This is a genomic window from Mesorhizobium sp. 113-3-3, from assembly GCF_016756495.1.
In the GTDB taxonomy this organism is placed as follows: Bacteria; Pseudomonadota; Alphaproteobacteria; order Rhizobiales; family Rhizobiaceae; genus Mesorhizobium.
This window is the reverse complement of the sequence record NZ_AP023243.1, coordinates 4,376,206-4,402,241: the sequence shown is the minus strand read 5'-3', so window position 1 is coordinate 4,402,241 and position 26,036 is coordinate 4,376,206. Positions and strand designations below refer to the sequence as shown.

Annotated in this window: 22 protein-coding genes; 15 read left to right on the top strand and 7 right to left on the bottom strand. The window is 62.5% G+C overall.

Features of this window, described 5'->3' with window-relative positions:
• Window positions 1–4 precede the first annotated feature (4 nt).
• The 4 genes from accB to JG746_RS21455 form a co-directional block, all read right to left on the bottom strand.
• Complete coding sequence (gene accB / locus JG746_RS21470) at window positions 5–463, bottom strand: acetyl-CoA carboxylase biotin carboxyl carrier protein (protein ID WP_199642604.1); 459 nt, start codon at window positions 461–463, stop codon at window positions 5–7.
• A gap of 26 nt (window positions 464–489) precedes the next feature.
• Window positions 490–924: a type II 3-dehydroquinate dehydratase gene (gene aroQ, locus JG746_RS21465; RefSeq protein WP_095770278.1), complete on the bottom strand. Its 435-nt coding sequence runs from the start codon at window positions 922–924 to the stop codon at window positions 490–492.
• A gap of 145 nt (window positions 925–1,069) precedes the next feature.
• Window positions 1,070–1,870 (bottom strand): DsbA family protein, encoded by an 801-nt coding sequence (locus tag JG746_RS21460; protein ID WP_202354565.1) that lies wholly within the window; start codon window positions 1,868–1,870, stop codon window positions 1,070–1,072.
• A gap of 63 nt (window positions 1,871–1,933) precedes the next feature.
• Window positions 1,934–3,325, bottom strand: coding sequence for a tetratricopeptide repeat protein (locus JG746_RS21455; RefSeq protein WP_202354564.1), 1,392 nt, complete (start codon window positions 3,323–3,325; stop codon window positions 1,934–1,936).
• Window positions 3,326–3,472: 147 nt separating this feature from the next.
• Between JG746_RS21455 and JG746_RS21450 the strand changes: the two genes are divergently transcribed.
• Together JG746_RS21450 and JG746_RS21445 are read left to right on the top strand one after the other, a co-directional pair.
• Window positions 3,473–4,621 (top strand): pyridoxal phosphate-dependent aminotransferase, encoded by a 1,149-nt coding sequence (locus tag JG746_RS21450; protein WP_202354563.1) that lies wholly within the window; start codon window positions 3,473–3,475, stop codon window positions 4,619–4,621.
• Window positions 4,622–4,625: 4 nt separating this feature from the next.
• Window positions 4,626–5,609, top strand: coding sequence for a glutaminase (locus tag JG746_RS21445; protein ID WP_202354562.1), 984 nt, complete (start codon window positions 4,626–4,628; stop codon window positions 5,607–5,609).
• Between the two features lie 92 nt (window positions 5,610–5,701).
• On the opposite strand, the gene JG746_RS21440 is transcribed toward JG746_RS21445, so the two are convergent.
• Complete coding sequence (locus JG746_RS21440) at window positions 5,702–8,656, bottom strand: Rne/Rng family ribonuclease (protein WP_202354561.1); 2,955 nt, start codon at window positions 8,654–8,656, stop codon at window positions 5,702–5,704.
• Between the two features lie 650 nt (window positions 8,657–9,306).
• Between JG746_RS21440 and JG746_RS21435 the strand changes: the two genes are divergently transcribed.
• The 7 genes from JG746_RS21435 (at window position 9,307) to JG746_RS21405 (ending at window position 17,276) form a co-directional block, all read left to right on the top strand.
• The gene (locus JG746_RS21435; protein ID WP_202354560.1) at window positions 9,307–10,569 is read left to right on the top strand and encodes an N-acetylmuramoyl-L-alanine amidase; all 1,263 of its coding nucleotides are present in this window, start codon (window positions 9,307–9,309) and stop codon (window positions 10,567–10,569) included.
• A gap of 214 nt (window positions 10,570–10,783) precedes the next feature.
• Window positions 10,784–13,240, top strand: a complete 2,457-nt coding sequence (locus JG746_RS21430; protein ID WP_202354559.1) for a penicillin-binding protein 1A — start codon at window positions 10,784–10,786, stop codon at window positions 13,238–13,240.
• 127 nt (window positions 13,241–13,367) lie between these two features.
• A protein-coding gene (prfB, locus tag JG746_RS21425; protein ID WP_202354558.1) for a peptide chain release factor 2 occupies window positions 13,368–14,499 on the top strand; the annotation gives its coding sequence in 2 pieces (ribosomal slippage) (window positions 13,368–13,433 and window positions 13,435–14,499; 1,131 coding nt in all).
• A 305-nt stretch (window positions 14,500–14,804) separates the two neighbouring features.
• The gene (locus JG746_RS21420; protein ID WP_202354557.1) at window positions 14,805–15,182 is read left to right on the top strand and encodes a hypothetical protein; all 378 of its coding nucleotides are present in this window, start codon (window positions 14,805–14,807) and stop codon (window positions 15,180–15,182) included.
• Window positions 15,183–15,289: 107 nt separating this feature from the next.
• Window positions 15,290–15,658, top strand: coding sequence for a GFA family protein (locus tag JG746_RS21415; RefSeq protein WP_032933394.1), 369 nt, complete (start codon window positions 15,290–15,292; stop codon window positions 15,656–15,658).
• 127 nt (window positions 15,659–15,785) lie between these two features.
• Window positions 15,786–16,436, top strand: coding sequence for an OmpA family protein (locus JG746_RS21410; protein ID WP_172229213.1), 651 nt, complete (start codon window positions 15,786–15,788; stop codon window positions 16,434–16,436).
• Window positions 16,437–16,667: 231 nt separating this feature from the next.
• Window positions 16,668–17,276 (top strand): hypothetical protein, encoded by a 609-nt coding sequence (locus JG746_RS21405; protein WP_202354556.1) that lies wholly within the window; start codon window positions 16,668–16,670, stop codon window positions 17,274–17,276.
• 74 nt (window positions 17,277–17,350) lie between these two features.
• On the opposite strand, the gene JG746_RS21400 is transcribed toward JG746_RS21405, so the two are convergent.
• Complete coding sequence (locus JG746_RS21400; protein ID WP_202354555.1) at window positions 17,351–18,943, bottom strand: DEAD/DEAH box helicase; 1,593 nt, start codon at window positions 18,941–18,943, stop codon at window positions 17,351–17,353.
• 192 nt (window positions 18,944–19,135) lie between these two features.
• A complete protein-coding gene (locus JG746_RS21395; RefSeq protein ID WP_202354554.1) occupies window positions 19,136–19,909 on the bottom strand; it encodes an NAD kinase in 774 nt (257 codons plus the stop codon).
• Between the two features lie 330 nt (window positions 19,910–20,239).
• Here JG746_RS21395 and JG746_RS21390 point away from each other — a divergent pair, with 330 nt between their 5' ends.
• From JG746_RS21390 to JG746_RS21365, 6 genes are all read left to right on the top strand, one after another.
• Window positions 20,240–20,443 carry a hypothetical protein gene (locus JG746_RS21390; protein ID WP_202354553.1) on the top strand — a complete coding sequence of 68 codons (204 nt, stop codon included), beginning with the start codon at window positions 20,240–20,242 and terminating at the stop codon, window positions 20,441–20,443.
• Between the two features lie 234 nt (window positions 20,444–20,677).
• Complete coding sequence (locus JG746_RS21385) at window positions 20,678–21,649, top strand: NAD-dependent epimerase/dehydratase family protein (RefSeq protein ID WP_202354552.1); 972 nt, start codon at window positions 20,678–20,680, stop codon at window positions 21,647–21,649.
• A 325-nt stretch (window positions 21,650–21,974) separates the two neighbouring features.
• Window positions 21,975–23,009 carry an extracellular solute-binding protein gene (locus JG746_RS21380; RefSeq protein ID WP_202354551.1) on the top strand — a complete coding sequence of 345 codons (1,035 nt, stop codon included), beginning with the start codon at window positions 21,975–21,977 and terminating at the stop codon, window positions 23,007–23,009.
• 99 nt (window positions 23,010–23,108) lie between these two features.
• Window positions 23,109–24,536, top strand: coding sequence for an amidase (locus JG746_RS21375; protein WP_202354550.1), 1,428 nt, complete (start codon window positions 23,109–23,111; stop codon window positions 24,534–24,536).
• Between the two features lie 89 nt (window positions 24,537–24,625).
• Window positions 24,626–25,324, top strand: coding sequence for a TetR/AcrR family transcriptional regulator (locus JG746_RS21370; protein WP_202354549.1), 699 nt, complete (start codon window positions 24,626–24,628; stop codon window positions 25,322–25,324).
• Between the two features lie 138 nt (window positions 25,325–25,462).
• A complete protein-coding gene (locus JG746_RS21365) occupies window positions 25,463–26,017 on the top strand; it encodes a DUF2569 family protein (protein WP_202354548.1) in 555 nt (184 codons plus the stop codon).
• Window positions 26,018–26,036 lie beyond the last annotated feature (19 nt).

Here is a 26,036-nt window from a genome sequence, read left to right as displayed (position 1 = left end):
CGCTCTACTCGATCACGACGAGCGGCATGCCGTATTCGACCGGCGTCGCATCCTCGAACAGGATCGCCGTGACCGTGCCGGCGCGGGGCGAGGGGATCTGGTTCATCGTCTTCATCGCCTCGATGATCAGCAGCGTCTGGCCTTCCTTGACCTTCTGGCCGATCTCGATGAACGGCTTGGCGTCGGGCGATGGCGCCAGATAGGCGGTGCCGACCATTGGCGAGGCCACCGCGTTCTTCGACACGTCGACCGTAGCCGGGGCGGCCGCGACCGCGGGCTGGGCTGCTGCCGGCGCATAGCTGGGCTGAGGTGCCGCGATGGCGTGGACGGCAGGGGCCTGCCGCGACACGCGCACCTTCAGGTCGCCCAGTTCAACCTCGATCTCGGTCAGGTTGGTGTCGTTCAGTATACCCGCCAGATCGCGGATCAGTTGCTGGTCAACACCGGTCTTCTTTATCGACATTTTCGAGCCTTCTGTTTGTTGGCCGGTCATAGGCGTGCGGCCAGCGCCTGTAGCGCCAGCGTGTAGCCGAGCGGCCCAAAGCCACAGATCATGCCGACAGCGACCGGCGCGACCATGGAGACGTGGCGGAATGATTCCCGCGCATGGATGTTGGAAAGGTGAACTTCGGCGACCGGCAGCGGCGCGACCGAACGGATAGCGTCGTGAATGGCGATCGAGGTGTGGCTGTAGGCGCCTGGATTGATGACGATGCCGGCAGCCTTGTCGCCGGCCTCCTGGATCCAGTCGACAAGGTCACCCTCATGGTTCGACTGGCGGAAATCGATCTCGAGCCCGAGCGCGGTGCCCAACTGCTTGCAGTCGTCGGCGATCGCGGCAAGCGTCTTGCCGCCATAGATGCCCGGCTCGCGCTTGCCGAGCGCGTTGAGATTGGGACCGTTCAGGACGAAAACCGTTTTCAAAAAACCCGACCTTTTCCGGCGCCGGTATCAAACCGGCGCGCTGGGCCTCTATACCGGGCATAGTCGTCCGCGAAAAGAGCGCAAGTGCGTTCTTTCACTGTCCACAACAGGCCGAAATGCGCCCGTGAAGAAAACCCCGGGCCGATCAAAGCGCGGCTTTCACCGCCTTGATCTTTTCCGCCAACACCTCCTGCCCGAGAGCCCCGAACACGACCTCGTTGCCGACGACATAGGACGGCGTGCCGGTGATCGCCAGCTTGTTGGCAAGATCATAGGTCTTGGAGAAGGCCTCGGGGATCGAAGCATCCTTCATCTTCTCGCGCAGCGTCGCCTCGTCGGCGCCGAGCGAAAGCGCGATCTTGATCGCGGCCGCCTCGGTGGCGCGTCCCTGGCCGCCGAGCAGCGCATTGTGGAACTCGCCATACTTTTCAGGCATCATCAGGTGGAACGCCATCGAAACGACGCTGGCTTTCTGCGAATCCGGGCCGAGGATCGGGAATTCCTTGAGCACGAAGCGCAGCTCCGGGTCGGATTTGGTCAGCGCCCGCATGTCCTCGATGGCGCGTTTGCAGAAGCCGCAATTGTAGTCGTAGAACTCGACGATCGTCACCTTGCCGTTCGGATTGCCGACGACGCCGTCGAAGGCGGAGTTGAAGATCTGGTCCTTGGCGTCCTTGATGACGCCGAGCGCGGCGATGCGCTGCTCTTCCTTCTGCTTGGCCTCGAGCGCGTCCTGCACTTCGAGCAGCACTTCCGGGTTCTTCAGGAGATAGTCGCGGATGATCCCTTCGACCTCGGCGCGGTCGATCTTGGTTTCGGCCGCCGTCTGGACAGGCTGCGTCGTGCCGGCCTTGGCAATCTGTGGGCTGCCGGCCACGAAACCGAAAGCCAGCATGGCAAGGACTACAGCGACCCCCGTGGTGCCCAGCAGCAGTGCCTTTTTCATCGTTCTCGTTCCTTTGCCTGTTTCCTGGTCTCGCTGTGTCGCAGTGCGTGACCGGAAGGTTCACTAGATCTTGTTAGACGATTTGTAGTTTATGATATCCTGGGCGCGTATCCAGCGCGGCTCGCCGCGCTTCATCTGCTGCTGCGCCCGCATGGCGAAGATCTTCGCATCCTTGTAGTTACCGGAATAGAAATGACCTTCCGCCGTGGCAAGCTCGGCGCCTGGTATGTCACCCAGTTCGCCGTAAGCCTGCGCCAGGTAGCGATAGCCGGCGGAATTTTCCTTGTCGCGTCCCAGGCCATTGTTGATCTGCACGACGGCCTTCTTCAGCGTGTCAGGCGTGCCGACCGCCATCAGCGCCTGGCCGAGCGAGACAGGCAGCAGACCCGACCGCGCCGGATCGAGGCTGACCGCCTTGGCGTAGGCATCCGCCGCGTCCTTGGGCTTGTTCGCCTTCATTAGGATGTCGCCGCGCAACTCCTGGAAATAGGCATTCTTCGGCTGAGCCTTGATCAGGGCATTGGTCTTGGCGAGTGCGCCGGCGATGTCGCCGTAAAGATAGGTCGATTGGGCGTCGCCATACTGCGCGGCGAGGCTGCCTCTCATCTTCTGCATCAGCCGCGCCGCGGTGGCCTGGCCTTCCATGTAGACGGCGATCTTCACCCGCATCATGTCATGACGCTGCTGCAGCGCCGGCGGATCGAGCTTGTCGACATTGGGACTCTGTTTCACCAGCACTTCGAGATTGGCGATGCGCTCCTGCGGCATCGGATGGCTGATCCGATAGGGGTCGACCTGTGCGCCCGACAGCGACAGCGCGGTCTGGAAGCGCCGGAATGTCTTCAGCATGCCCATGCCGGACTGACCGGTGGCGTTGAGATAGGTGATTGCGGAGCGGTCGGCCGTGATCTCCTCGGTGCGCTGGTAGGCAAGGATGCTGCGTTGCGCCATTTCGCCGCCGCCGGCGGCCACGCCCATGCCGGCGCCCGCAAGGCCGCGGCTGTTGGTGGTCGCGCCAGCGACGATCGCGCCCGCGCCGAGCAAGGTGGCGATGATGGCCATCGTTTTGGCGCGCTCGAGCTGGTCACGCAGTTTCTGCTGGTGGCCGCCGGCGATATGGCCGGCCTCGTGCGCGATGACGCCGATGATCTCGTTCGGCGTTTCGGCCGTCATCAGCGCGCCGGTGTTGATGAACAGGCGTCGCCCGGTGACGAAAGCGTTGAAGCTGGAATCATTGACCAGCACGATGTCGATGCCGTCATTCGCCAGCCCCGCCGCTTTGAAGATCGGTCGCGCATAGTCGCGCACCAAAGCCTCGATCTCGGCATCGCGCACCACCGGAACGCTCTGGGCGAAGGCGGTGACCGAACTTGCCACGGCGACGGCGACGCCAAGCGAAAGCGTCGTGAAAACACGCGCAATCCTGGCAATCGACGATTTGGGTCGGCTCAACATGACGTGTCCACTGGTAGACGAGCGGGCGAAAGATGAAAAGTCGGCACCGGAAAAACTTCCTCAACTTGTGATCCTCACATCAATCGGGCATTTGTGCGGCGCATGCATTCGGGGCTCGGAGTGCCCAACCGTCGGGATAGGGATAAAATGGTCGTTTCGCTCTCACGTCGTGGCAATGTCGAGCCAATCCACGCCATGGATGTGCTGGCCGAAGCGAACCGGCTGAAGGCGCAAGGCGTGCCGGTGATCTCCATGGCGGTCGGCCAGCCGTCCGATCCGGCGCCCGCAAGGGTTCGCGCCGCCGCGGCCAAGGCCTTGCAGGATGGCCGGATCGGCTACACCGACACGCTGGGGCTGGCTGGCCTGCGCAAGGCGATCGCCGAGCACTACGCGGATCACTATCGGATTGAAGTCGAGCCCGCCCGGATCGCGGTGACCACGGGATCGTCGGCGGCCTTCAATCTCGCCTTCCTGGCGATGTTCGATCCCGGCGACCGCGTCGCCATCGCGGCGCCCGGCTACCCCGCCTATCGCAACATCATGGCGGCGCTCGGCATCGATGTGGTCGAGATCGAGCTTGGCGAGGCGGCTTACCTGCATGCCGGTCATCTGGAGGCCGCGCATCGCGAGAAGCCGCTGAAGGGTGTGCTTTTCGCGAGCCCCGCGAACCCGACCGGTGCCGTCATACCGGCCGACGAACTGTCGGCGCTGATCGATACAGCGGAGACCCTCGGGATCGCCGTGATTTCCGACGAAATCTACCACCGGTTGGCCTACGGCGCGCCCGACACCACCGCACTTGCCTTCGGCAACAGCGTGACGGTGATCAATTCATTCTCGAAATACTACTGCATGACCGGCTGGCGCATCGGCTGGATGGTGTTGCCGGAACAGCTGGTAAGGCCCGTCGAGCGCATCGCGCAGAGCCTCTACATCTCGCCGCCGGAGCTGTCGCAGATCGCGGCGATCGAGGCCTTTGCCGCGACCGAAGAGCTGGAAGCGGTCAAGGGCCGCTACGCCTGGAACCGCGAACTGCTGATGAAACGCCTGCCGGAACTCGGCTTCCCGCTGGCAGCACCCATGGACGGCGCCTTCTATGCGTTTTGCGATGTCACGCGCCATACCAATGACAGCATGGCCTTCGCGCGCAAGATGCTGGCAGAGGCGCATGTGGCGGCGACGCCCGGCCGCGACTTCGACACCCAGGCCGGACACCGCACGATGCGGTTTTCCTATGCCGGCAGCCATGACGACATGGTCGAGGCGATAGCGCGCATAGAACGCTGGTTGAGGTAGCGCCATGCCGGAACTCGAACAGACCCCCAAACTTGATCAAGCCCCCAAGCTTGAACAGGCTCCCAAACTTGAACAGGCATTGGCCGAAGTCGCCGCCGAAATGACTGAGCGCACCGATCGCGGCGATGTCGCCACCTACATTCCTCAACTGGGTAAGGTCGATCCAAGGAAGTTCGGCATTGCCGCCGTCACCAATGACGGCCGCGTGCTGACGGCCGGCGATGCCGATCAGGCCTTCTCGATCCAGAGCATCTCCAAGGTGTTCACCTTGACGCTCGCGCTCGGCAATGTCGGCGACGCGCTGTGGAAGCGGGTCGGGCGCGAGCCTTCGGGCAATCCGTTCAACTCGATCGTCCAGCTCGAGCACGAGAACGGCATTCCGCGCAATCCGTTCATCAATGCCGGCGCCATCGTCATTTCCGACATCCTGCTTGCCGGCCATCAGCCGCGCGAGGCGATCGGCGAGATCCTGCGCTTCATCCAGTTCCTCGCCGACGACGAGACCATCATCATCGACCGCGAGGTCGCGGCCTCCGAGCGCGCCACTGGCTACCGCAACTTCGCGCTCGCCAACTACATGAAATCCTTCGGCAATCTTCATCACGCGCCGGAACTGGCGCTGGGCGTCTATTTCCACCATTGCGCCATCGCCATGAGCTGCCGGCAACTGGCGATGGCCGGCCGCTTCCTCGCCAATGGCGGCAAGAATCCGGCGACCGGATATCAGGTGGTGTCGGCGGAGCGGGCGCGGCGCATCGGCGCCATGATGCTGACCTGCGGCCACTATGACGGCTCCGGCGATTTCGCCTTCCGCGTCGGCATTCCGGGAAAAAGCGGTGTTGGTGGCGGCATATTGGGCATCGTGCCCGGTGTGGCGTCGCTTGCCGTGTGGTCGCCCGGCCTCAACGCCAACGGCAATTCCAAGCTGGGCTCGATCGCGCTGGAAAAGCTGGCCAGGATGATGAACTGGTCAATCTTCGCGCCGTAGTCTTTCGCAGCCTGCCGGATGTGAAAAATCCCGCGCCGTCTTTCGATCGGCGCGGGATTTTGTCAGAAAATCACTTCAACCAGCTGAAAAGCTTAGAAAAAGCCCTTCCGCTGCCACCAGCCGGCGCGCTTCGGCTTTTCTTCGGCCTTGGCTTCCGGCTCACTGGCGACGGTCGAGGAAACCACCGGCACGACAGGCGCGTCGATGGCCGCCGGCTTGCGTCGTGACGGCCGGGCCTTGGAAGGCTCTTCCGCAACGGGTGCAACCACGGTCTCTTCAGCAGCCGCCACCGGAGCTTCGACCGGCGTTTCCGCGGCCGCTTCGACAACAGCGGTTTCGGCGACGGCTTCGGCGGCTGCCTTCTTCGGCTTGGCTGCGCGACGCGGCTTCTTGGGCTTCTCGGTGCTCGGCACCTCTTCGCTCACCGCGGCCACCGGCTCCTCCGCCTCAGCAGCAACAGCCACCGGCTCGATCGCCGCAGGCTCGCTTTCGGAAGCATCGGCTTCCGAAGCCTCCGTCGCTTCGCCGGCGCTTGCCTCGGTCTCGCCTTCGCCGTCTTCGCGACGGTTGCGCTTGCCGCCACGCTTGCCGCGCCGGCGCTTCTTGCCCTGGCTGTCATCCGCGGCCTGCACCGCCTCGTCAGAGGCGCTGGCAGCGATCGGGGCGGCGTCGTCCGTTTCGCTGTCGTCATCGCCAGCTGCATCCGCCGCGCCGGCGAAATCGCCTGCCGGAGCGGAGATGGCTGAGCCGTCCGTCGGGGCGCCATGCTCGCGGTCGCGATCCCTGCCGCCGCGACGTCTGCGGCGCTTGCGGCGCTTGCGGTCGCGGCCTTCGCCATCCTCGGCGCCGGCAGGCCGCGGCTGCTGGTTTTGCTGCGGCTGCTGGCGGGGCTGTTCGGCCTGGACCGAGACCTCCTCGTCTTCCTCGACGACGGCAATCTCGTCCTCGGGCTCCTCGGGCTCGACATAGGCCGGCAGGCTGCGCGCTTCGACGAAGCCTTCCGGCTTTTCAGCCAGGGCGCCGCGGAAGATCGCATAGTGCTGCGCGCCAACCGTATCGTCGGCCTCGATGGTGATGGTCAGGCCGAAGCGGCTTTCCAGTTCCACCAGCGTGCCGCGCTTGTGGTTGAGCACGTAGAGCGCGGTTGCCGCCGGCGTGCGCACGGTGATGTGGCTGCGCGAATCCTTGAGCAGGAATTCCTCGATCGCTCGCACCACCATCAGCGCCACCGACGAATCGGACCTGACATGGCCGGTGCCGCCGCAATGCGGGCAGGGCTTCATGGTCGATTCCAGCACGCTGGCGCGGATGCGCTGGCGTGACATCTCCATCAGGCCGAAATGCGAGATGCGGCCGACCTGGATGCGGGCACGGTCGTTCTTGAGGTGATCCTTCAGCCGCTTCTCGACGGAGCGGTTGTTGCGGTTCTCCTCCATGTCGATGAAGTCGATGACGATCAGGCCGGCCAGATCGCGCAATCTGAGCTGACGGGCAACCTCTTCGGCCGCCTCCAGATTGGTGTGGAGCGCGGTGTCCTCGATCGAGTGCTCCTTGGTGGAGCGGCCCGAATTGACGTCGATGGCGACCAGCGCCTCGGTCTGGTTGATGATGATGTAGCCGCCGCTCTTCAGCGTCACCTGCGGCTGCAGCATGCGGTCGAGCTGCGCCTCGATGCCGTTGCGCACGAAGATCGGCGTCGTGTCGCGGAACGGCTGAACCACCTTGGCGTGGCTCGGCATCAGCATGCGCATGAAGTCCTTGGCTTCGCGGTAGCCTTCCTCGCCGGAGACAAGGATCTCGTCGATATCCTTGTTGTAGAGGTCGCGCACGGAGCGCTTGATCAGGCTGCCTTCCTCATAGACGAGGGCAGGGGCGGTGGACTGGAGCGTGAGATTGCGCACGTTCTCCCACAGCCGCATCAGATATTCATAGTCGCGCTTGATCTCGGCCTTGGTGCGGCTTTCGCCGGCCGTGCGCAGGATGACGCCCATGCCTTGCGGCACCTCGAGATCGGCAACGACCTCCTTCAGGCGCTTGCGGTCGACCGCGCTGGTGATCTTGCGCGAAATGCCGCCGCCGCGCGCCGTGTTCGGCATCAGCACCGAATAGCGGCCGGCGAGCGACAGATAAGTGGTGAGTGCGGCGCCCTTGTTGCCGCGCTCTTCCTTGACGACCTGGACCAGCAGGATCTGCCGTCGCTTGATCACTTCCTGGATCTTGTACTGGCGGCGCACCGGCTTGCGGCGGTTGCGCACTTCTTCCAGCGCATCCTCGGCGCCGACCGATTCGACCTCGTGATCATCGGGATGCGAAGACTGGACTTCCTCCAGCATGCCGCGATCATTGTCGCTGGAGGTGGCTTCGGTGGCCTGTTCCGTCTGCGAGACGGGTTCGGAAATCACATCGCCTTCCACCGCGGCGGCGATCGATGTCGGGCCACCCTCACGGGTTTCGGTTTCGTCCTGCTCGGCGGAACCCTCATCATGGCCTGACGTCTCGGCATGACCCGAAGGATTTGAATGTTCCGATGTATCGGCCGCGTGTTCGATGATCCCCGAGGTGTGGGAAATCTCCTCGACGACGATGTCGCCATTGTCGCTGCCTTCGCTGGGCTCACCGGAGCCTTCGCCTGCCTCGCCGGCGTCGCGCTTGTGCTCACCGCGGTCGCGGCTCTTGCCGCCGCGCCGGCGTCCGCGCCGTCCGCGATCGCGGCTCTGGCGGTCATCGCCGTCACCATCCTCGTCCTCTTCGTCCTCGGCCTCCTGCGCTTCGGCGCGCAGCAGTGCCTGACGGTCGGCGACCGGGATCTGGTAGTAGTCGGGGTGTATTTCACTGAAGGCGAGAAAACCGTGACGGTTGCCGCCATATTCGACAAAGGCTGCCTGAAGGGAAGGTTCGACGCGCGTTACGCGGGCGAGGTAGATGTTTCCTTTGAGCTGCTTCTTGTCCTGGGATTCAAAGTCGAATTCTTCGATACGGTTACCGCGTACGACGACAACTCGTGTTTCCTCCGGGTGGGAGGCGTCTATCAGCATCTTGTTGGGCATTATTTCGTTTCCCCCCGGCAGCCGTCAGCCGCAGCTGGCGGGGCAAAGCCCGCTGCTGTGTGTCTGGAGAGTGGGTGCCGGATAATTGAATGTCCGCCGGACGGTGCCTGCGTGTCATGGCGGTGCCGCCCGCTGCCATACTGGCGCGGTTTGATGCGGACCTTTCCATGATTGCGCTTGAAGCCATCGTCACCAGCAGAACCTTTTGAACCAAAGCCCGGAAACCGGACCAGCTTGTTTGCTCATACAGAGCCGGCGCGGGAACGAACCCGGCCGTTTTCCTCACGCAGGTGATTCCCCCGCCACGGGAGCACACCTGCGAAATTCGTCGCAATCACCTGAAGCCTTTTCGCGTGAAGCGAAAGGAGCCGCCTTTCATCTGACCCTGTAGCAGGAAGCTGCGGAGGAGGGCGGTTCCAGGATTGCAGTGATCCACTATCGCTTTTATGATTTGGCGGGGTGGAAGGCAACCCCGATTTCCGATGCCGGCAAAAAGCAGTTCCGTAACGTAAGCCTAGGTTCGAACCTTGCATGAAAAGGCTTGGTTAACCTTCTCTGGATACCAATCGTTAATCGAGTTCGCGGCCTAACCGGCACTTCGACCAAACGAGCGGGCGCCTGGCGCCAAACCGGGAGCGACTGGAAGAGAGATGGGACTGGCGGACTTCACAGACAAGGGATGTCGTGTTGGCGGCCGGATTCTTGGCGCTTTGTGTTTCCTGCTGCTGGTGGCGATTGCCACGACGGTTTCCTCTGTTGCCAATGCCGCCGACGCGCCGCTGGTGGCAAAAGGCTACAAGATGGCGGGCGACGCCACCAAGATGCGCATCGTCATGGACTTCGATCGCGAGCCTGAAATCAAATGGTTCTTGCTGCGCGGACCCAATCGTCTGGTCATCGACCTGGCGAACACCAGGCTGGCCATCGACGCCAAGGATTTGAGGCCGCGCGGCCTGGTCAAGGGCGTGCGCCTGGGCGCGCTCGGCGAAGGTGTTTCGCGGCTAATCCTGACCGGCAAGGGACCGTTCGCCGTCGACAAGCTGGATGTGCTCAAAAATGAGGACGGAACCGGCTACCGCATCGCCGTCGACATGTCGGCGGCCTCCGAACGGGAGTTCGATGCCGCGCTTGCCAACCAGGCGCTGACCACCGGCTCGACGGTTTCGACCGACAAGGGCGGGCGGGTCGGCACCGGGCCGGTCTCCAATCCAGGCCACCGTTTCACCGTCGTCATCGATCCCGGCCATGGCGGCGTCGACGGCGGCGCCGAGGGCCTGAACGGCACCATCGAGAAGAACGTCACGCTGGCCTTCGCCACGGAACTGCGCGACAAGCTCGCGGCCATCGGCAAATACGATGTCTTCATGACGCGCGACACCGACGAATATCTGCGTCTGGATGACCGCGTGCGCATTGCCCGCCAGCATGAGGCCGATCTGCTGATTTCGATCCATGCCGATACGATCAGCGTCAAGGGCATCCGCGGCGCCACCGTCTACACCGTCTCCGACAAGGCGTCGGATCCGCAGGCGCAGGCGCTCGCCGACCGCGAAAATCTCTCCGACCAGTTCGCCGGTATGGTCATCAAGGACGACAACAAGGAAGTGACCGATATCCTGATCGACCTGATCCGCCGTGAGACACACACCTTCTCGATGAGTTTCGCCCACACATTGGTCGGCCAGCTGTCGACCAGCGTCGGCCTCATCAACAATCCGCAGCGTTCCGCGGGCTTCAAGGTGCTTAAGGCACCGGACGTGCCATCCGTGCTGGTCGAACTCGGCTATCTCTCGAATGCCAAGGATGAGGCGCAACTGCTCGACGCTGAATGGCGCGGCAAGGCCGCGCAAAGCATCACCAATGCCGTCGCGCTGTTTGCTTCCGCCCGGGCAGGGGCGGGCACCGGAGGTTGACATGCCTTGCGGCGCCTGCAACCAGAGGCGGCGTTGCTGGATGACAACACCCGGTGCGTTTTATTTCCGGTACGCGGTCACGAAATCAGGCCTTGCCGTATTTTGTCCACATGGTGGCGACATGGGTTTTCGAATACGGATTGGGACCGGCTCGAAAGCTTGCGTGGAAGGCGGCTTCGTTTAGGAAATTCCCGAACCAAGGACTGGAGCGGGTATGATTCGTCTCATTGGCTATTTTTTCGGCATCGGCACGACGCTGGCCCTTCTGGTCGCGGCGGGCGTTGCGATTTACATCGGCCATCTGTCGAAGGATCTGCCTGACTACGAGGTGCTGGCCAAATACGAGCCGCCGGTGACCACCCGCATCCACGCCTCGGACGGTTCGCTGATGGCCGAATATGCGCGCGAGCGGCGCCTGTATCTGCCGATCCAGGCTATCCCGGATCGCGTCAAGGCGGCCTTCCTGTCGGCGGAAGACAAGAACTTCTACAACCACCCCGGCATCGACGTGACCGGCCTGGGCCGCGCCATCATCGTCAACCTGCAGAATTTCGGCTCGGGCAGGCGGCAGGTCGGTGCCTCGACGATCACCCAGCAGGTGGCAAAAAACTTCCTGTTGACCGCGGACCAGACCTACGAGCGCAAGATCAAGGAGATGATCCTGGCCTTCCGCATCGAGCAGGCCTATCCCAAGGATCGTATCCTCGAGCTTTACCTCAATGAAATCTTCTTCGGTTTCGGCGCCTATGGCGTCGCCGGCGCGGCGCTCACCTATTTCGACAAGTCGGTGAACGAGCTGACCGTGGCCGAGGCTGCCTATCTGGCTTCGCTGCCGAAGGGTCCCAACAACTATCATCCTTTCAAGCATGCCGATCGCGCGATCGAGCGCCGCAACTGGGTCATCGACCAGATGGTCGAGAATGGCTACGTCACGCGTGAGGAAGGCAACAAGGCCAAGGCCGAGCCGCTCGGCGTGACGCCGCGCCGCACCGGCACCTATCTGTTCGCCGGCGAGTACTTCACCGAGGAAGTGCGCCGCCAGATCATCGCCCGCTATGGCGAGAACGCGCTCTACGAAGGCGGCCTGTCCGTCCGCACCACGCTTGATCCGAAGGTCCAGCTCATCGCCCGCAAGGCGATGCAGAACGGCTTGATGAAATATGATACGCTGCGTGGTTATCGCGGGCCGGTGACGTCAATCAACGTGTCCGGTGACTGGGGCGTACCGCTGGGCGCCGTCAAGGGACTGGAAGACGTTCCCGAATGGTCGCTGGCTGTCGTGCTCGACGCCTCGGCCACTGGTCTTTCGATCGGCTTGCAGCCCGCACGCCAGGCGTCGGGCGACATCGTCAAGGAACGCGTCGAAGGCACCGTCAGCAAGGACGACATGGGCTTTGCCATGCGCCATCTGGTCGACGGCAAGACGGTCAAGGCCAAGTCGCCGGCCGATGTGCTGAAGCCCGGCGACGTCATCTTCGTGCAGAAGAACGAAGGCTCCGACAACACCTACAGCCTTCGCCAGGTTCCCGAGGTGGAAGGCGGCCTGATCGCCATGGATCCGCACACCGGCCGCGTGCTGGCCATGGTCGGCGGCTTCTCCTACGCCCAGTCGGAGTTCAACCGCGCCACGCAGGCCATGCGCCAGCCGGGCTCCTCGTTCAAGCCGATCGTCTATTCGGCCGCGCTCGACAATGGCTACACCCCGGCCTCGGTGATCATGGACGGACCGATCACCATCCAGAGTGGCAACACGACCTGGACCCCGAAGAATTATGACGGCACCGTCGCCGGGCCGGCAACCCTGCGTTCCGGCATCGAGAAGTCGCGCAATTTGATGACGGTGCGGCTTGCCAATGACATGGGCATGAAGCTGGTCGTCGAATATGCCGAGCGCTTCGGCGTCTATGACCATCTGGCGCCGTATCTGCCGATGGCGCTGGGCTCCGGCGAGACGACTGTGATGCGCATGGTTTCGGCCTATTCGATCATGGCCAATGGCGGCAAGTCGATCAAACCGTCGCTGATCGACCGCATCCAGGACCGCTACGGCAAGACCGTGTTCAAGCAGGACGAGCGCGGCTGCGAAGGCTGCAACGCGGCTGAGTGGAAGAACCAGCCGGAGCCGGAACTGGTCGACAATTCCGAGCAGGTGCTCGATCCGATGACCGCCTACCAGATCACCTCGATGATGGAAGGCGTGGTGCAACGCGGCACCGGCGCCACCATTGGTGAGCTCGGCCGCCACATCGCCGGCAAGACCGGCACCACCAACGACGAGAAGGACGCCTGGTTCATCGGTTACACGCCGAACCTCGTCGTCGGCCTCTATATGGGCTACGATACGCCGCGCGGCCTCGGCCATGGCGCCACCGGCGGCGGTCTCGCCGCCCCGATCTTCAAGGATTTCATGCGCGTGGCGCTGGACGGCACGCCCAATGTCGACTTCAAGGTTCCCGACGGCATGAACCTGATCGCCATCAATCGCAAGACCGGCATGCGTGCCGCGTCCGGGGATCCGGGCACCATCATCGAGGCCTTCAAGCCGGGCACCGGTCCCGCCGACAGCTATTGGGTGATCGGCATGGGCGCCGACGGCTCCAACGCCTCGGGCGGCGCGCTGTCGCCGCAGGCCAACCAGGCCATCCAGGACGGCGGCGGCGGGCTTTACTGACGGGTCAGGATGCGGATCGCTGGGCTGGCCTGGAGGCCGGCCCATTTCGCTTTACACATGACGGCGCCGTCCCTATGTATCGCGCCGACCGAAGTGTCACTTCAGCAACAGGACAAAATACCAGGCCATGCGCGCGGAAACGCAGAATATTGTCGACGAGATCAGGCAGGCGATAACCCTGCTGAGGAGGCATCTTTGACTGGGATCAGGCCATAAAGCGGCTTGAATACCTGAATGTGCGGGCCGAGGACGCCAGCCTCTGGAACGAACCGCTGGAAGCCCAGAAGCTGATGCGCGAGCGCCAGAGCCTCGAGGAAGGCATCGCGGCGGTCAAGGGCCTGACCCAGGCGCTGGAAGACAATATCGGCCTGATCGAACTCGGCGAGGAAGAGGGCGACGAGGGCGTCATCGCCGAGGCCGAGGCGGCAATCCGCTCGATGCAGGGCGAGGCGAAGGCCCGCCAGGTCGAAACGCTGCTGTCGGGTGAAGCCGACGCCAACGACACCTATCTCGAAGTCCACGCCGGCGCGGGCGGCACCGAAAGCCAGGACTGGGCCTCGATGCTGTTGCGCATGTACACGCGCTGGGCCGAACGCCGCCGCTTCAAGGTCGAGGTGCTGGAAGTGCATGACGGCGAAGAGGCCGGCATCAAATCCGCGACGCTCTTGATCAAGGGCCACAATGCCTATGGCTGGCTAAAGACGGAATCGGGCGTCCACCGTCTGGTCCGTATTTCGCCCTATGACAGCAATGCGCGTCGCCATACGTCCTTCTCCAGCATCTGGGTCTATCCGGTCGTTGATGACAGGATCGAGATCGATGTTTCGGAATCGGATGTGCGCATCGACACCTATCGCTCGTCGGGTTCCGGCGGCCAGCACGTCAACACGACGGATTCGGCCGTGCGCATCACGCATATCGCCACGGGCATCGCGGTCGCTTGCCAGGCCGAGCGTTCACAGCACAAGAACAAGGCCAAGGCCTGGGAAATGCTGCGCTCGCGCCTCTACGAGGAAGAGTTGAAGAAGCGCGAGGCCGTTGCCAACGCCACCGAGGCGTCGAAGAGCGACATCGGCTGGGGGCATCAGATTCGTTCCTACGTACTGCAGCCCTATCAGCTGGTGAAAGACCTGCGCACCGGTGTCGAGAGCACCAGTCCGTCGAGCGTGCTCGATGGCGACCTCGACGACTTCATGGAAGCCTCGCTGTCGCAACGCATCGAAGGCGGCGCGGGTGAGGCCGTGGCGGATCTGGACTAGATCAGCCCACCACCAGACGATTGCGCCCGCTCGCACTTCGTGGGGACCACGCGGGCCTCATTGATCACGATCCGCCTTAGTCGAGGGGCACCTGTTGCTGTCTTGCCCGGTCCCGCCACAGGTGCGGGTGGTCAAGCAGCAATTTCTTGCGCCGACTCACATTTCGGCTCACCATTTGCGCCAGGAGGAGACAAAAGCATTTATGGCCGGTCGCGGCATATCTGCTGACGATCGGCCGCTGGGAAGACACGTTCCGGGAACGGGCAAGCGAAACGCTTGAAACCTCGTTTGAAAGGAGCGTTGTCATGTTTGCCGCCAATTCCAGATCGGCCATCGCCGTTCCATCGGTTGGCCAGGTTCTCCTTCCTCTGTTCGCCGCCTCAGCGATCGCCGTCCTGACGATGCCGGCCTTGGCGCATGACGCCAAGCCGACCGCGGCCAAGCCGCAGGGCTGGAGTTATCCGTTCGCCTGTTGTGCGAATTACGACTGCCACGAGGTGTCGCAGACCTCGATCGGCGAGCGCCCGGAAGGCTATGTCATCAAGGACACAGGAGAGGTGCTGGCCTACAGCGACAGGCGCATCAAGGATTCGCCCGACGGCGAATATCATTGGTGCGCGCATGTGGCCGGGCTCGACGCCGGCAGGACCATCTGCCTGTTCGTGCCGCCATCGTCCTATTGATTTCGCTGCTTGTTGTTCAGGTTAGAGCCTGCTGACGGGCAGTTGTCAGGATCGCTTCTTTATGGTGCCCTGCCGCGTGGGCGGCGGACAATGGAGAGGTGATGTTGATGACCATCAAGGGAAGCTGCCACTGCAAGGCGACGACATTCGAGGTTTCGGAGGCGCCGGAAACGGTGACGCAATGCACCTGTTCGTTCTGCTCGAAACGCGGCTCGCTCTGGGCCTATTATACCCCGTCGCAGTTCAAGCTCATCACGCCACTGAAGAACGTCTCCTTCTATGAATGGGGCTCGAAAACCGTGAAGCACGGTTTCTGCGCCAATTGCGGCTGCGGCACGTTCACCGAGACGCCGGATTGGTCGACCGGCGAGCCGGATTTCGACAATCCGAAGATCAGCGTCAACTCGCGGCTGTTCGACGACTTCAATCTCGACAAGGTGGAAGTGGTGGTCATTGACGGCAAGAATCTCTGGTAACTGATCCCGGGAAAAGCCGCTGCAGGCGCTTTTCCCGTTCCGTTTTTCGCCGCAATTCATGGTACAAGTCGCCGGAAGGGCTGATTTGGCGCCGTCGAGAAAGGCGCGACTTAGAGAGGGACCATCTATGAAGAAGACCGTGCTCGTCGTCGTGGCGACGGCTTTGCTCGTGAGCGCCTGCACCACCACCGATCCGTATACGGGCGACCAGAAGATTTCCAACACGGCCGCAGGCGCAGGTCTCGGTGCCCTGGCAGGCGCCAGCCTTGGTCTGCTTGCCGGTGGCAATGATCGCCGCAACGCCTTGATCGGCGCCGGCATCGGCGCGCTGGCCGGCGGCGCCATCGGCGCCACCATGGATCAGAACGAAGCCGAGCTGCGTCGGCAGCTGGAGGGCACCGGTGTCAGCGTCACCCGCAGCGGCGACCAGATCATCCTCAACATGCCGTCGGACATCACCTTCAATGTCGATCAGGATGCGGTGAAGCCCGGCTTCTATCCGGTGCTGAACTCGGTAGCGCTGGTGCTGAAGAAATTCAAGCAGACCACGGTCGACGTGTTCGGTCATACCGATTCGACCGGCGGCGAACAGCACAATTTCGATTTGTCGCAGCGCCGCGCGCTGGCGGTTGCGAACTATCTGTCCGGTCAGGGCGTCGATCAGCGCCGCTTCGCTGTCACCGGCTTCGGCAAGACGCGGCCAATCGCCTCCAATGCGACGGCTGCCGGCCGCGAGCAGAACCGCCGCGTCGAGATCCAGTTGTCGCCGCTCACCTGATCTGTCCGGCAATCGCATGCGAAAACGGTCCCGCAAGGGGCCGTTTTTGTTTGGGCGTGAGACGGCTTCGAAAGAGAATTAGCTAGGTCTAAATAACTGCTTTCCCGTGATCGTCGAAAGGATTAGCATCGTTGCGTTCCAGAGGGGATGGGGCGGTACAACTGGCCGCGTAACAAGCATTTTTTCCGCCTCGGTCTTGCACGGCCAGATCAGAAAGTCTGGGAGGAATGCATGACAAGAACAGGCAGCCTTGGGCGCTATGGCGTCCTCGCTTTGACTAGTATTGCAGGCGTATGGTTGGGGCTCGCCACAGCTCGGGCCGAGGACGCCAGCAAGGCCGACATCGAGGCCTTGAAAAAGTCGCTCGCCAAATATGAGGACTACACGGCCGCGGTCCGCGATCTGTATCTGTCGACAGTCGGCTGCGTCTTCTACAGTGGAGAAAAGATACCGGGCTCGATGGATTACCCGAAAGGCGCCATGGGCGTCCATTTCGTCAATGTCCCGAGCGTCGGCCAGAAGCTCGACCCGATGAAGCCTAACGTCCTGATCTACGAGCCGACCAAGAAAGGCCTGAAGTTGGTCGGCGTGGAATGGCTGGTGCCGCTGACGCCGGACGTCAAGGAGGTCCCCACTTTGTTTGGCCAGAAATTCATGGGCCCGATGGAGGGACACTATCCGCTCATCCCGAGGGAGTTCGTCCACTACGATCTTCACGCCTGGCTGTTCAGGGACAATCCCAACGGCATGTTCAGTCCGACCAACCCGAACGTGAAATGCACCAAGGCCGACTTCCCGATGCTGGAGAAACCGACCAAGATGATGCCTGGGCCCATGTGACGGGCGAGCCAGGCTAGGAGCGATTCCAAGAGAAGAAGGCAAGCCGGGCGGCTTGCCTTCGAAAGCGGCCGGGATCAGACCTTGGCGACGATGCGCATGAAGGCCGGCATATCGTCGCCGAAGCCAACGGTGGTGTCGTTGTCTTCCTGGTGGCGATGGCGGGCAGGGCGGCTGTTGTCGCGCTGCGGCCTGGTGTCACCCCGTTCCGGTGCGCGTTGCTCGTTGCGATCGGAGGATTTGCGTTCGGTGTTTTCCGAACGGATAGCGTCCTTGCGCGCGCGCCGCTCGCTGATATCGGCAACGGCCGTCTCCGCCACATCGGGCTGTTCTTGCTGCGCGACCACGCTCGAGGCGTCTTCCTCGGTGTGTCTGCCACGGCGTTCGCCGCCCTTCTTGCGCTCGCCCCTGTCCTTGCGATCGTCGTCCTTGCGGCCGGCGCGGCGCGGTGCGCCCTTGCCACGGCGCGGCGCATCGTCTTCACCGCCTTCGCTGGCCACGACCGTCGACAGGTCGCCATCATGCCACTCGATCTTGGTGCCTATCAGCCGTTCGATGGCGTCGATGTATTTGGTGTCGGACTTGGTCGCGATGGTGAATGACTTGCCGGAGCGACCGGCACGGCCGGTGCGGCCGATGCGGTGGACATAGTCCTCGGCATGGATCGGCACGTCATAGTTGAACACGTGGCTGACATCGGGGATGTCGAGGCCGCGCGCGGCAACGTCCGAAGCCACGAGGTAGCGAAGCTTGCCGTCGCGGAAATTGGCCAGCATCTGCATGCGGGCGCGCTGGTCCATGTCGCCATGCAGGGCGCCGGCATCGAAATCATACTTCAGCAGCGAGCGGAACAGTTCCGACACTTCGACCTTGCGGTTGCAGAAGATGATGGCGTTCTTCAACTCGGCATCTTCGGCCTTGATGAGGTTGCGCAAGGTCTCGCGCTTGTCCCAGGGCTTCGAGCCGGATTTGACCAGCCGCTGGATGATGTTGGTGGCGGCCGACGCGGCTTTCGACACCTCGACACGCACCGGCGCGTGCAAAAACTTTTCCGTCAGCTTGGTGATTTCCGGGGGCATGGTCGCCGAGAAGAACAACGTCTGCCGGGTGAACGGGATCATCTCGCAGATGCGTTCGATATCGGGAATGAAACCCATGTCGAGCATCCGGTCGGCCTCGTCGATGACGAGAATCTCGACGCCATTGAGCAAAAGCTTGCCGCGCTCGCGATGGTCGAGCAGACGGCCAGGCGTCGCGATCAGCACGTCGGCGCCGCGCTCCAGCTTCTTGTCCTGTTCGTCGAACGACACGCCGCCGATCAGGAGCGCGATGTTGAGCTTGTGGTTCTTGCCGTATTTGACGAAGTTTTCTTCGACCTGCGCGGCAAGCTCACGCGTCGGTTCGAGAATCAGCGTGCGCGGCATGCGGGCGCGGGCGCGGCCCTTTTCCAGCCGGGTCAGCATCGGCAGCACGAATGAGGCTGTCTTGCCGGTACCGGTCTGGGCTATGCCCAGCACGTCCTTGCCGAGCAAGGCGTGCGGGATGGCGCCGGCCTGGATCGGTGTCGGCTGCGTGTAGCCGGCATCGGTGACTGCGGAAAGCACCTTCGGCGACAGGCCGAGGTCTGAAAAGGTCAACGCTTCTTGAGCGATCGTGGTGTCTGAGGACAAGTGTTGTTGTCTTTGGCTGGTTCGGGGAGGCGCAACGTTATTCGTCGCGGCAAGCGCCACGCGCTTGCAAGATTGGCATTGCGATTAGGCGCAAGTCCGCGATTTGTCAACAGAAACGGGCGGGATTGGCGCGATTGTGAAGCTGTAACCTTAATCGCGATGCTTAATCCGGCCGCTTGTCTGTGTGTCGGCTCAATAACGGAACTGCTCAGCCAGGATGCGCTCGTTCCAGGAATGATTGGGATCGAAGAGCAAGGTTGCCGTCGCTGCCGGCGATTCCCGCACCGTTACCGAGGTCACCGCCTTGACCTCCGTATGGTCGGCGGCGGCGTTCACCGGCCGTTTTTCCGGCTCCAGAATGTCAAAGCGCACGGTCGCTTTGTTGGAGAGCAATGCGCCACGCCAGCGGCGCGGGCGAAACGGGCTGACCGGCGTCAGTGCAAGGAGCGGCGCGTCGAGCGGCAGGATCGGGCCATGCGCTGAAAGATTGTAGGCGGTGGATCCGGCCGGCGTCGCGATCATGACGCCATCGCAACTGAGTTCCTCGAGCCTTATCTGGTCATCGACGCTGATGCGGATCTTGGCCGTCTGATAGGATTGGCGCCACAGCGCCACCTCGTTGATCGCCAGCGCCGAGACGGTTTCGCCTTCCGAGGTGACGGCCAGCATTTCGAGCGGCCGGATGGTTTCGGCGACCGCCGCCGCTATCCGCTCGGTGAGCCCTCCGGAACGGTACTCGTTCATCAGGAACCCGATGGTGCCACGGTTCATGCCGTAGACCTTCTTTCCCGTCCCCATCGTGTCGCGCAAGGTCTGCAACAGGAAGCCGTCGCCGCCCAGGGCCACCACGACAGTGGCCTCCGCGATCGAACACTGGCCGTAGCGCGCCGACAGACTTTCCAGCGCCGCCTTGGCGTCTGCAGTGTCGGACGAGACGAAGGCGATGCTGTTGGCGGCTGTGCTCATGGCTCCCCGATCGCGACCGATTGGCGGCGGCAGGTCTGGCCGCACCCGCGCCGGGGTAGCACGGGGTGGGCAGGTCTGCAAAGAGAGCCGTTGCGGCGGCGCGCAAAGCAGGCCGCGACAGCATCGTGCGAACCCGCGGATCGCGCTTCATGACACGGCACGAGCGAATGTGATGGTTAAGGCGAGGCTTAAAGTCTCGTAAAGGCAGATCGATCATGTTAGCCGGCATGGATGGCGTGGGGGCGCCCGTAGCATCGCTGTATCCTTCGGGATGCCAAGGGACGCCACGGCACTTTTGATTTGTGCGCATGATCTTCGGGACGAAGTTTGATGTTCGGGGTCACGCACCAACCAGACGAGGCCGACATATTGCCGGTAGCACGCCTGATCATCGTCTTTGTCATGCTGGGTAGCTTCGCGCTGGTCTTCGCCGAGCTTGTGCGCCAGTCGGAAAACATGAGCATGAGACCGCTGCCCACAGCGTCGCGCTGCGGCGATGCCACCGGAATGCCTTGCCCGCAACGGGCGCTGTAGGTCGCCGGAAGACGCCACCCGTCTGCAGGTACCGCCGACGCTCGCTCCACCCCGAGCGACCGTTCATGCTTGGGCGACCAAGCATTGGCCCGGCGCAAGTTTGGTCGTTGCAATTGCTGCGTCGACGAAAGCACTGGTAGAAGACTGTCGGATCCGGATAGGACCCGGTTCCCATATCCTGGGAACAAGCGTTGCGGCGCGTTTGACCGGCCGTGTTTCTGAAGGGGAGTGCGCATGCCGCGCAGCGTGTTGGTTTCTGGTGGCTGCGGCTTTCTCGGCTCCCATCTTGTCGATCGTCTGCTGCGGCGTGACGATCTGGAAACGCTGGTCGTCGTCGACAATCTATGGACCGGATTGCGCGACAACATTGCCCATGTCTCGGACCCGCGGTTCAGCCTGCGGATTGCCGATGCTGAAAGCTTCACGACCGGCCAGCATTTCGACGAGATCATCCATCTGGCGTCGCCGGCTTCGCCCGTATGGTACATGCGCGAGCCGGCGCGCACGATCAGGGCCAACATAGGCGGCGCGCTCAATCTCCTGTCATTGCTCAGGCCCGGCGGACGCTTCTGCTTCGCCTCGACCTCGGAGGTCTATGGCGATCCGCTGATGTCGCCGCAGCCGGAGAGCTACCGGGGATCGGTGGACTGCACCGGACCACGGGCTTCTTACGACGAGAGCAAGCGCTGCACCGAGGCGCTGCTGTTCGAAGAGCAACGCGTCAGCGGGCTCGATGTGCGCGTCGTCAGGCTGTTCAACACCTATGGGCCGCGAACGCGCATCGATGACGGCCGTGCCGTTTCGAATTTTGTCTGCCAGGCGCTGACCACGGGAATCCTGACCGTCTACGGCGACGGCTCCCAATCGCGCAGTTGGGGTTATGTGGATGATATCGTCGACGGCCTGGAACGTTTCTTCTGGCGCGACAGCATCACACACCGAGGCCCCCTGAACATCGGCAACAATCGCGAGGTCTCGGTTCTAGAGACCGCGAAATTCGTTTGCTCGCTGGTTCCTGGCAGCCGCATCGAGCACCATGCGCCAATTCCGCAGGATCCGACAAACCGCTGCCCGGACTTGACCCTGGCACGGCAGGTTCTTCCCGGATGGGAGGCGACGACCAGCTATCAGGAAGGGATCCGGCGCACCTTCGAATGGTACCGGCAACGGATCGTGACTGGCGACAGGTCGGCGGCAAGCGCCTGACAAGCAGAAATTTTGCAGCGCGGGCCATCATACCGACAGCGAAAGAGCCATTCCGTTCGCAGCTTGCAGCATTGTCCACGACAACAGGGTGAGCCGCGGCAATGCCTGCGAAAAGATATTGACTGTATAGTTAGTTATAATTAATCCTGACGCAGACGACCAAGTTGGCCAGCTGGCATCCGCCGGTGAATGGCCACGACAAGGGGAAGGTTTTGACAGCCAGCCGGCGGTCCGTCTTGGGCCGAAGGGCACTGCCAGGCTTGTTCATCTGCAGGAGACGGACCGAGGCGGCGACGCAGCCGGTCCCAACAATGGGAGCACTAGCATGAACTGGAAAATGACCGCGGCGGCCGTCGGGCTGTCGCTGCTCGCCGCAACCGGCTCTGCCCGCGCCGATGGCGAACTCAACATCTACAATTGGGGCAACTACACCAGCCCGGACCTGATCAAGAAGTTCGAGGAGACCTACAAGGTCAAGGTCACCGTCACGGACTATGATTCCAACGACACCGCTTTGGCCAAGGTCCGCCAGGGCGCGTCCGGCTATGACATCGTGGTGCCGTCGGCCAGCGTCGTGCCGGTCTGGATCAGCGAAGGTCTGCTCCTGGAGACGGACCCCAACAAGATGGAGAATTTCAAGAATGTCGATCCGCGTTGGGTCGACGTTCCCTTCGATCCGGGCCGCAAATACACCGTTCCGTGGCAGTGGGGTACGACAGGCATTTCGGTGAACAAGTCGGTCTATGCCGGCGATCCGAACACTTCGGCGATCTTCCTCGACCCGCCGCCCGAGCTTGTCGGCAAGATCAATGTCGTGCCCGAAATGGGGGACATCATGTTCCTCGCCATCGCTTATGAGGGCGGCAAATATTGCACCAACGACATGCAGGTGCTGAAGAAGGTGCACGACAAGCTGGTCGAGGCCAAGGCAAAATGGCTTTCGCTCGACTACGCGGCCGTCGACGGCCTGGGCAGGGGCGACATCGCCGCCGGCGTCAACTGGAACGGCATATCGCTGCGCGAGCGGCTGCAGAACGACAAGATCGTCTACGGCTATCCCAAGGAAGGTTTTCCGATCTGGATGGACAATGTCGCCGTCCTCAAGGACGCCAAGAATGTCGAGAACGCCAAGCTGTTCCAGAATTTCATCATGGACCCGAAGAACGCCGCGATGATCTCGGCTTTCGCCCGCTACGCCAACGGCATCAAGGGCTCCGAGGCCTTCATGCCGGACGACATGAAGACGGCGCCGGAAGTGGACGTTCCGGCTGAATTTGCCGCCAAGGGCCAGTTCATGCCGGCCTGTCCATCGGATGTGCAGGCGCTCTACACGAAAATCTGGACCGACCTCCAGAAATAGCGTCGCCGGACGATCCCAACCAACAGCCACCGGGCCGCGACGCGCGGACCGGCAATCCTCTCATGCCAAGTGCGGTCTCGCGATCGCAGGAGACTTCCCATGTCCGATCTCGACCTTTGCTATATGCCGGCCCATGAGGCGCTGCGGCTGTTCAAGGCCAGGAAACTCTCGCCCGTCGAATTGATGCAGGCCACGATTCGCCGCGCCGAGGCCACCAAATCGGCGATCAACTGCTTCACCTTCACGCATTTCGACGAGGCGATGAAGCTGGCCGCCAGGGCCGAGGCAAAATACGCCAGCGGCGCCAGGACCGGCGCCCTGGAAGGCCTGCCGGTCGGCATCAAGGATGAGAGCTACATCAAGGGCAAGCCGACCTCGCACGGATCGCTGCTGTCCAGGGACGCCTTGGGCGGCCACACTTCGACGATGAACGAGCGCATCATGAGGGCCGGCGGCATCGTGCATGCCCGCACGGCGACGCCGGAATTCAGCTGCGCCGGTTACACCTGGTCGAAGCGGTGGGGCGTCACCCGCAATCCGTGGAATCGGGATTTCACACCGGGCGGTTCGTCGGGCGGTGCTGCGGCAACGCTGGCATCGGGCACATCGTCGATCGCCACCGGTTCCGACATTGCCGGATCGATCCGCATTCCGGCCTCGGCCTGCGGTCTCGTCGGCTTCAAGCCTCCCTACGGCCGCAATCCCGACGAGCCGCCCTTCAACCTCGATTTCTACTGCCACACCGGGCCGCTGGCGCGAAACGTCAGGGATGCGATCCTGCTGCAGAATGTCATGGCCGGACCGAGCCCGCTCGACATCGCCACGCTGCGTCCCAAGCTGCGCCTGCCGCTCGACTACAAGCCGATCAAAGGCTGGAAGATCGCTTTCTCGATGGATCTCGGTTCCTTCGAAGTCGACCCCGACGTGCGCAAGAACACGCTCGCCGCCTGCGACGTGTTCCGCTCGCTCGGCGCCACGGTCGAGGAGGTCGACCTCGGCTGGGATGACGGGGTGCTCAAGGCCGGCATGGCCTATCTCGAGCACCTGTTCGGCGCGTCGCTGTCGCAACTGCTTGCCGAGCACGCCGGTGACATGACCAGCTATGCAAGGCGGTTTGCCGAGGACGGACGGAAGTCCAAGGCCACCGACTTCGTCGCAACGCTGGACGTGGCGGCCAGGATGTACCAGACGCTCGGCCCGCTGCTGGAAACCTACGATGTGCTGATCTGCCCGACAAACGCGCTGCCCGCGGTGCCGGCGGAATTCGACCAGACCACGGACAAGGTCCAGATCAACGGCAAAGACGTGAACCCTTCGCTGGGCTGGGTGATGACGACGCCGTTCAATATGCTGAGCCGTTGCCCGGTTCTGTCCATACCGTCGGGCCACGCCGCCAGCGGCGTTCCGACAGGCATCCAGATCGTCGGCCGCACCTATAGCGATGCCGATGTCTTCCGGGCGGGGCTGGCCTATGAAACGGCTCGGGGGGAATGGTATGGGAACAGCGGGACACGTCCGTCGCTCTGAGCGATCCCTGGGTTGAACGGCGTGCCATATGCTGAAGTAACTTATGCGGCGGAGTATTTCCCGTCGCGCGTCCGAAAGGCCTGACGAAAATGGCGCAACGCAAAGCAACCGAAAAGCCGGAGAAACGCAAGCTCGCGACGACGAAGGGCGCGGCAAACGACGCCGCGCCGTCCAAGGACCGCCGGCGCGAGCGCGGCGAAGCGAGCGTTCAGCGCATCATCGACGCCACCATCGAGCTCATCGCGGAGGAGGGCCTGGCGAGCCTCACCATGCAGCGCATCGCCGAACATGTCGGTTCGTCCAACGCGCTGGTGGTCTTTCACTTCCGCAGCAAGGAAAACCTGTTCCGGGCCGTGCTGCAGTATCTCAGCGATCAGTATGATGCGCTGTGGATCAGCCTGGTGCGGGCGCCCGGCCTGTCACCGGTCGAAAGGCTGCTGGGTGCCGTCAACTGTGCGCAGCGTTTCGCCCGGCAGCATCCGAAATGGGTATCGGTCTTCGTTGTGTTCTCCAGCGACCGCAAGAGCATGCAGATCTACAATGAAATCGGCCTGCCGAGCGATCTTGCCTATACGGCCGAAGCGCGCGAATTGCTGATCGAGATCTCGCGCAGCGGCGGCTATGCCGGCGTCGACATCGACACCTTGTCGGAGAGCCTGAATTATCTGGTTCACGGCGCGTGGTACTGGGACCATCTGAACCCTTCGAGCCGTGACACCAATGTGCTGCGCAAGACCATGCTGCTCCTGCTGCATCAGGCATTTCCCCGGCATTTTGAATTGGGGTGAGGGGCGGGCTGGCTAGGCGAAGGCCGGCGGCGCAATTTTCAGCCGAAGCTGCTCGATCCTCTTGAGTTGCAAACGAAACATGATACAATCTTAGGGTGCATATACGCAATACAAGGTTGCGTGACGGGGGGCGGGCGAATGTGGCATTGGGCAATACTGCTGCTATTGATTGGCGTGCCAGTTTTCTTCGCTACTCGCTCGGCACGCAAACGCCCACGACCTCCGAAAGACCTCGAGGGATTTGGCGGCTGGCTGATGCTGCTGGCGATAGGTCAGTCATTGTCACCGTTGCGCACACTTTTGGAGTTGGCCAGATCGGTCAAAGACTACCAGCGGCTCATCACACTGCCTAATGGGCCTTTGGCGGTGTATGGCGAAGCCGCCCTCAATCTGGCCTTTCTGGTGCTTCAACTCGTGGTACTTATTTCGATGCTGAGGCGAAGCCAGCACTTCCCGAAACTGTTTATATGCCAATGGTTTGCGATCCCTCTCTTGTTCATCCTGGACACCGTTTGGATATCAAGAACACTTAGTATCCCGATGAGCCAGCTCCTTGATGGGGATACATTGATATCGGCCGTGATAGCCGTCGCCACCACGGGGCTTTGGGCCGCTTATGTTTACAGGTCGGTCAGGGTGAGAAATACATTCGGTGGCGATACGGCAGCCATTCAGGCTGCGACGTTTTCTTAGAAGGTCCGCTGGGCCGGGC

Coding starts and splice junctions, on each gene's coding strand:
- accB (WP_199642604.1), bottom strand. CDS start 463: ATGTCGATAAAGAAGACCGGTGTTGACCAGCAACTGATCCGCGATCTG.
- JG746_RS21460 (WP_202354565.1), bottom strand. CDS start 1,870: ATGAAAAAGGCACTGCTGCTGGGCACCACGGGGGTCGCTGTAGTCCTT.
- JG746_RS21455 (WP_202354564.1), bottom strand. CDS start 3,325: ATGTTGAGCCGACCCAAATCGTCGATTGCCAGGATTGCGCGTGTTTTC.
- JG746_RS21450 (WP_202354563.1), top strand. CDS start 3,473: ATGGTCGTTTCGCTCTCACGTCGTGGCAATGTCGAGCCAATCCACGCC.
- JG746_RS21445 (WP_202354562.1), top strand. CDS start 4,626: ATGCCGGAACTCGAACAGACCCCCAAACTTGATCAAGCCCCCAAGCTT.
- JG746_RS21440 (WP_202354561.1), bottom strand. CDS start 8,656: ATGCCCAACAAGATGCTGATAGACGCCTCCCACCCGGAGGAAACACGA.
- JG746_RS21435 (WP_202354560.1), top strand. CDS start 9,307: ATGGGACTGGCGGACTTCACAGACAAGGGATGTCGTGTTGGCGGCCGG.
- JG746_RS21430 (WP_202354559.1), top strand. CDS start 10,784: ATGATTCGTCTCATTGGCTATTTTTTCGGCATCGGCACGACGCTGGCC.
- JG746_RS21420 (WP_202354557.1), top strand. CDS start 14,805: ATGTTTGCCGCCAATTCCAGATCGGCCATCGCCGTTCCATCGGTTGGC.
- JG746_RS21415 (WP_032933394.1), top strand. CDS start 15,290: ATGACCATCAAGGGAAGCTGCCACTGCAAGGCGACGACATTCGAGGTT.
- JG746_RS21410 (WP_172229213.1), top strand. CDS start 15,786: ATGAAGAAGACCGTGCTCGTCGTCGTGGCGACGGCTTTGCTCGTGAGC.
- JG746_RS21405 (WP_202354556.1), top strand. CDS start 16,668: ATGACAAGAACAGGCAGCCTTGGGCGCTATGGCGTCCTCGCTTTGACT.
- JG746_RS21395 (WP_202354554.1), bottom strand. CDS start 19,909: ATGAGCACAGCCGCCAACAGCATCGCCTTCGTCTCGTCCGACACTGCA.
- JG746_RS21390 (WP_202354553.1), top strand. CDS start 20,240: ATGTTCGGGGTCACGCACCAACCAGACGAGGCCGACATATTGCCGGTA.
- JG746_RS21385 (WP_202354552.1), top strand. CDS start 20,678: ATGCCGCGCAGCGTGTTGGTTTCTGGTGGCTGCGGCTTTCTCGGCTCC.
- JG746_RS21380 (WP_202354551.1), top strand. CDS start 21,975: ATGAACTGGAAAATGACCGCGGCGGCCGTCGGGCTGTCGCTGCTCGCC.
- JG746_RS21375 (WP_202354550.1), top strand. CDS start 23,109: ATGTCCGATCTCGACCTTTGCTATATGCCGGCCCATGAGGCGCTGCGG.
- JG746_RS21370 (WP_202354549.1), top strand. CDS start 24,626: ATGGCGCAACGCAAAGCAACCGAAAAGCCGGAGAAACGCAAGCTCGCG.
- JG746_RS21365 (WP_202354548.1), top strand. CDS start 25,463: ATGTGGCATTGGGCAATACTGCTGCTATTGATTGGCGTGCCAGTTTTC.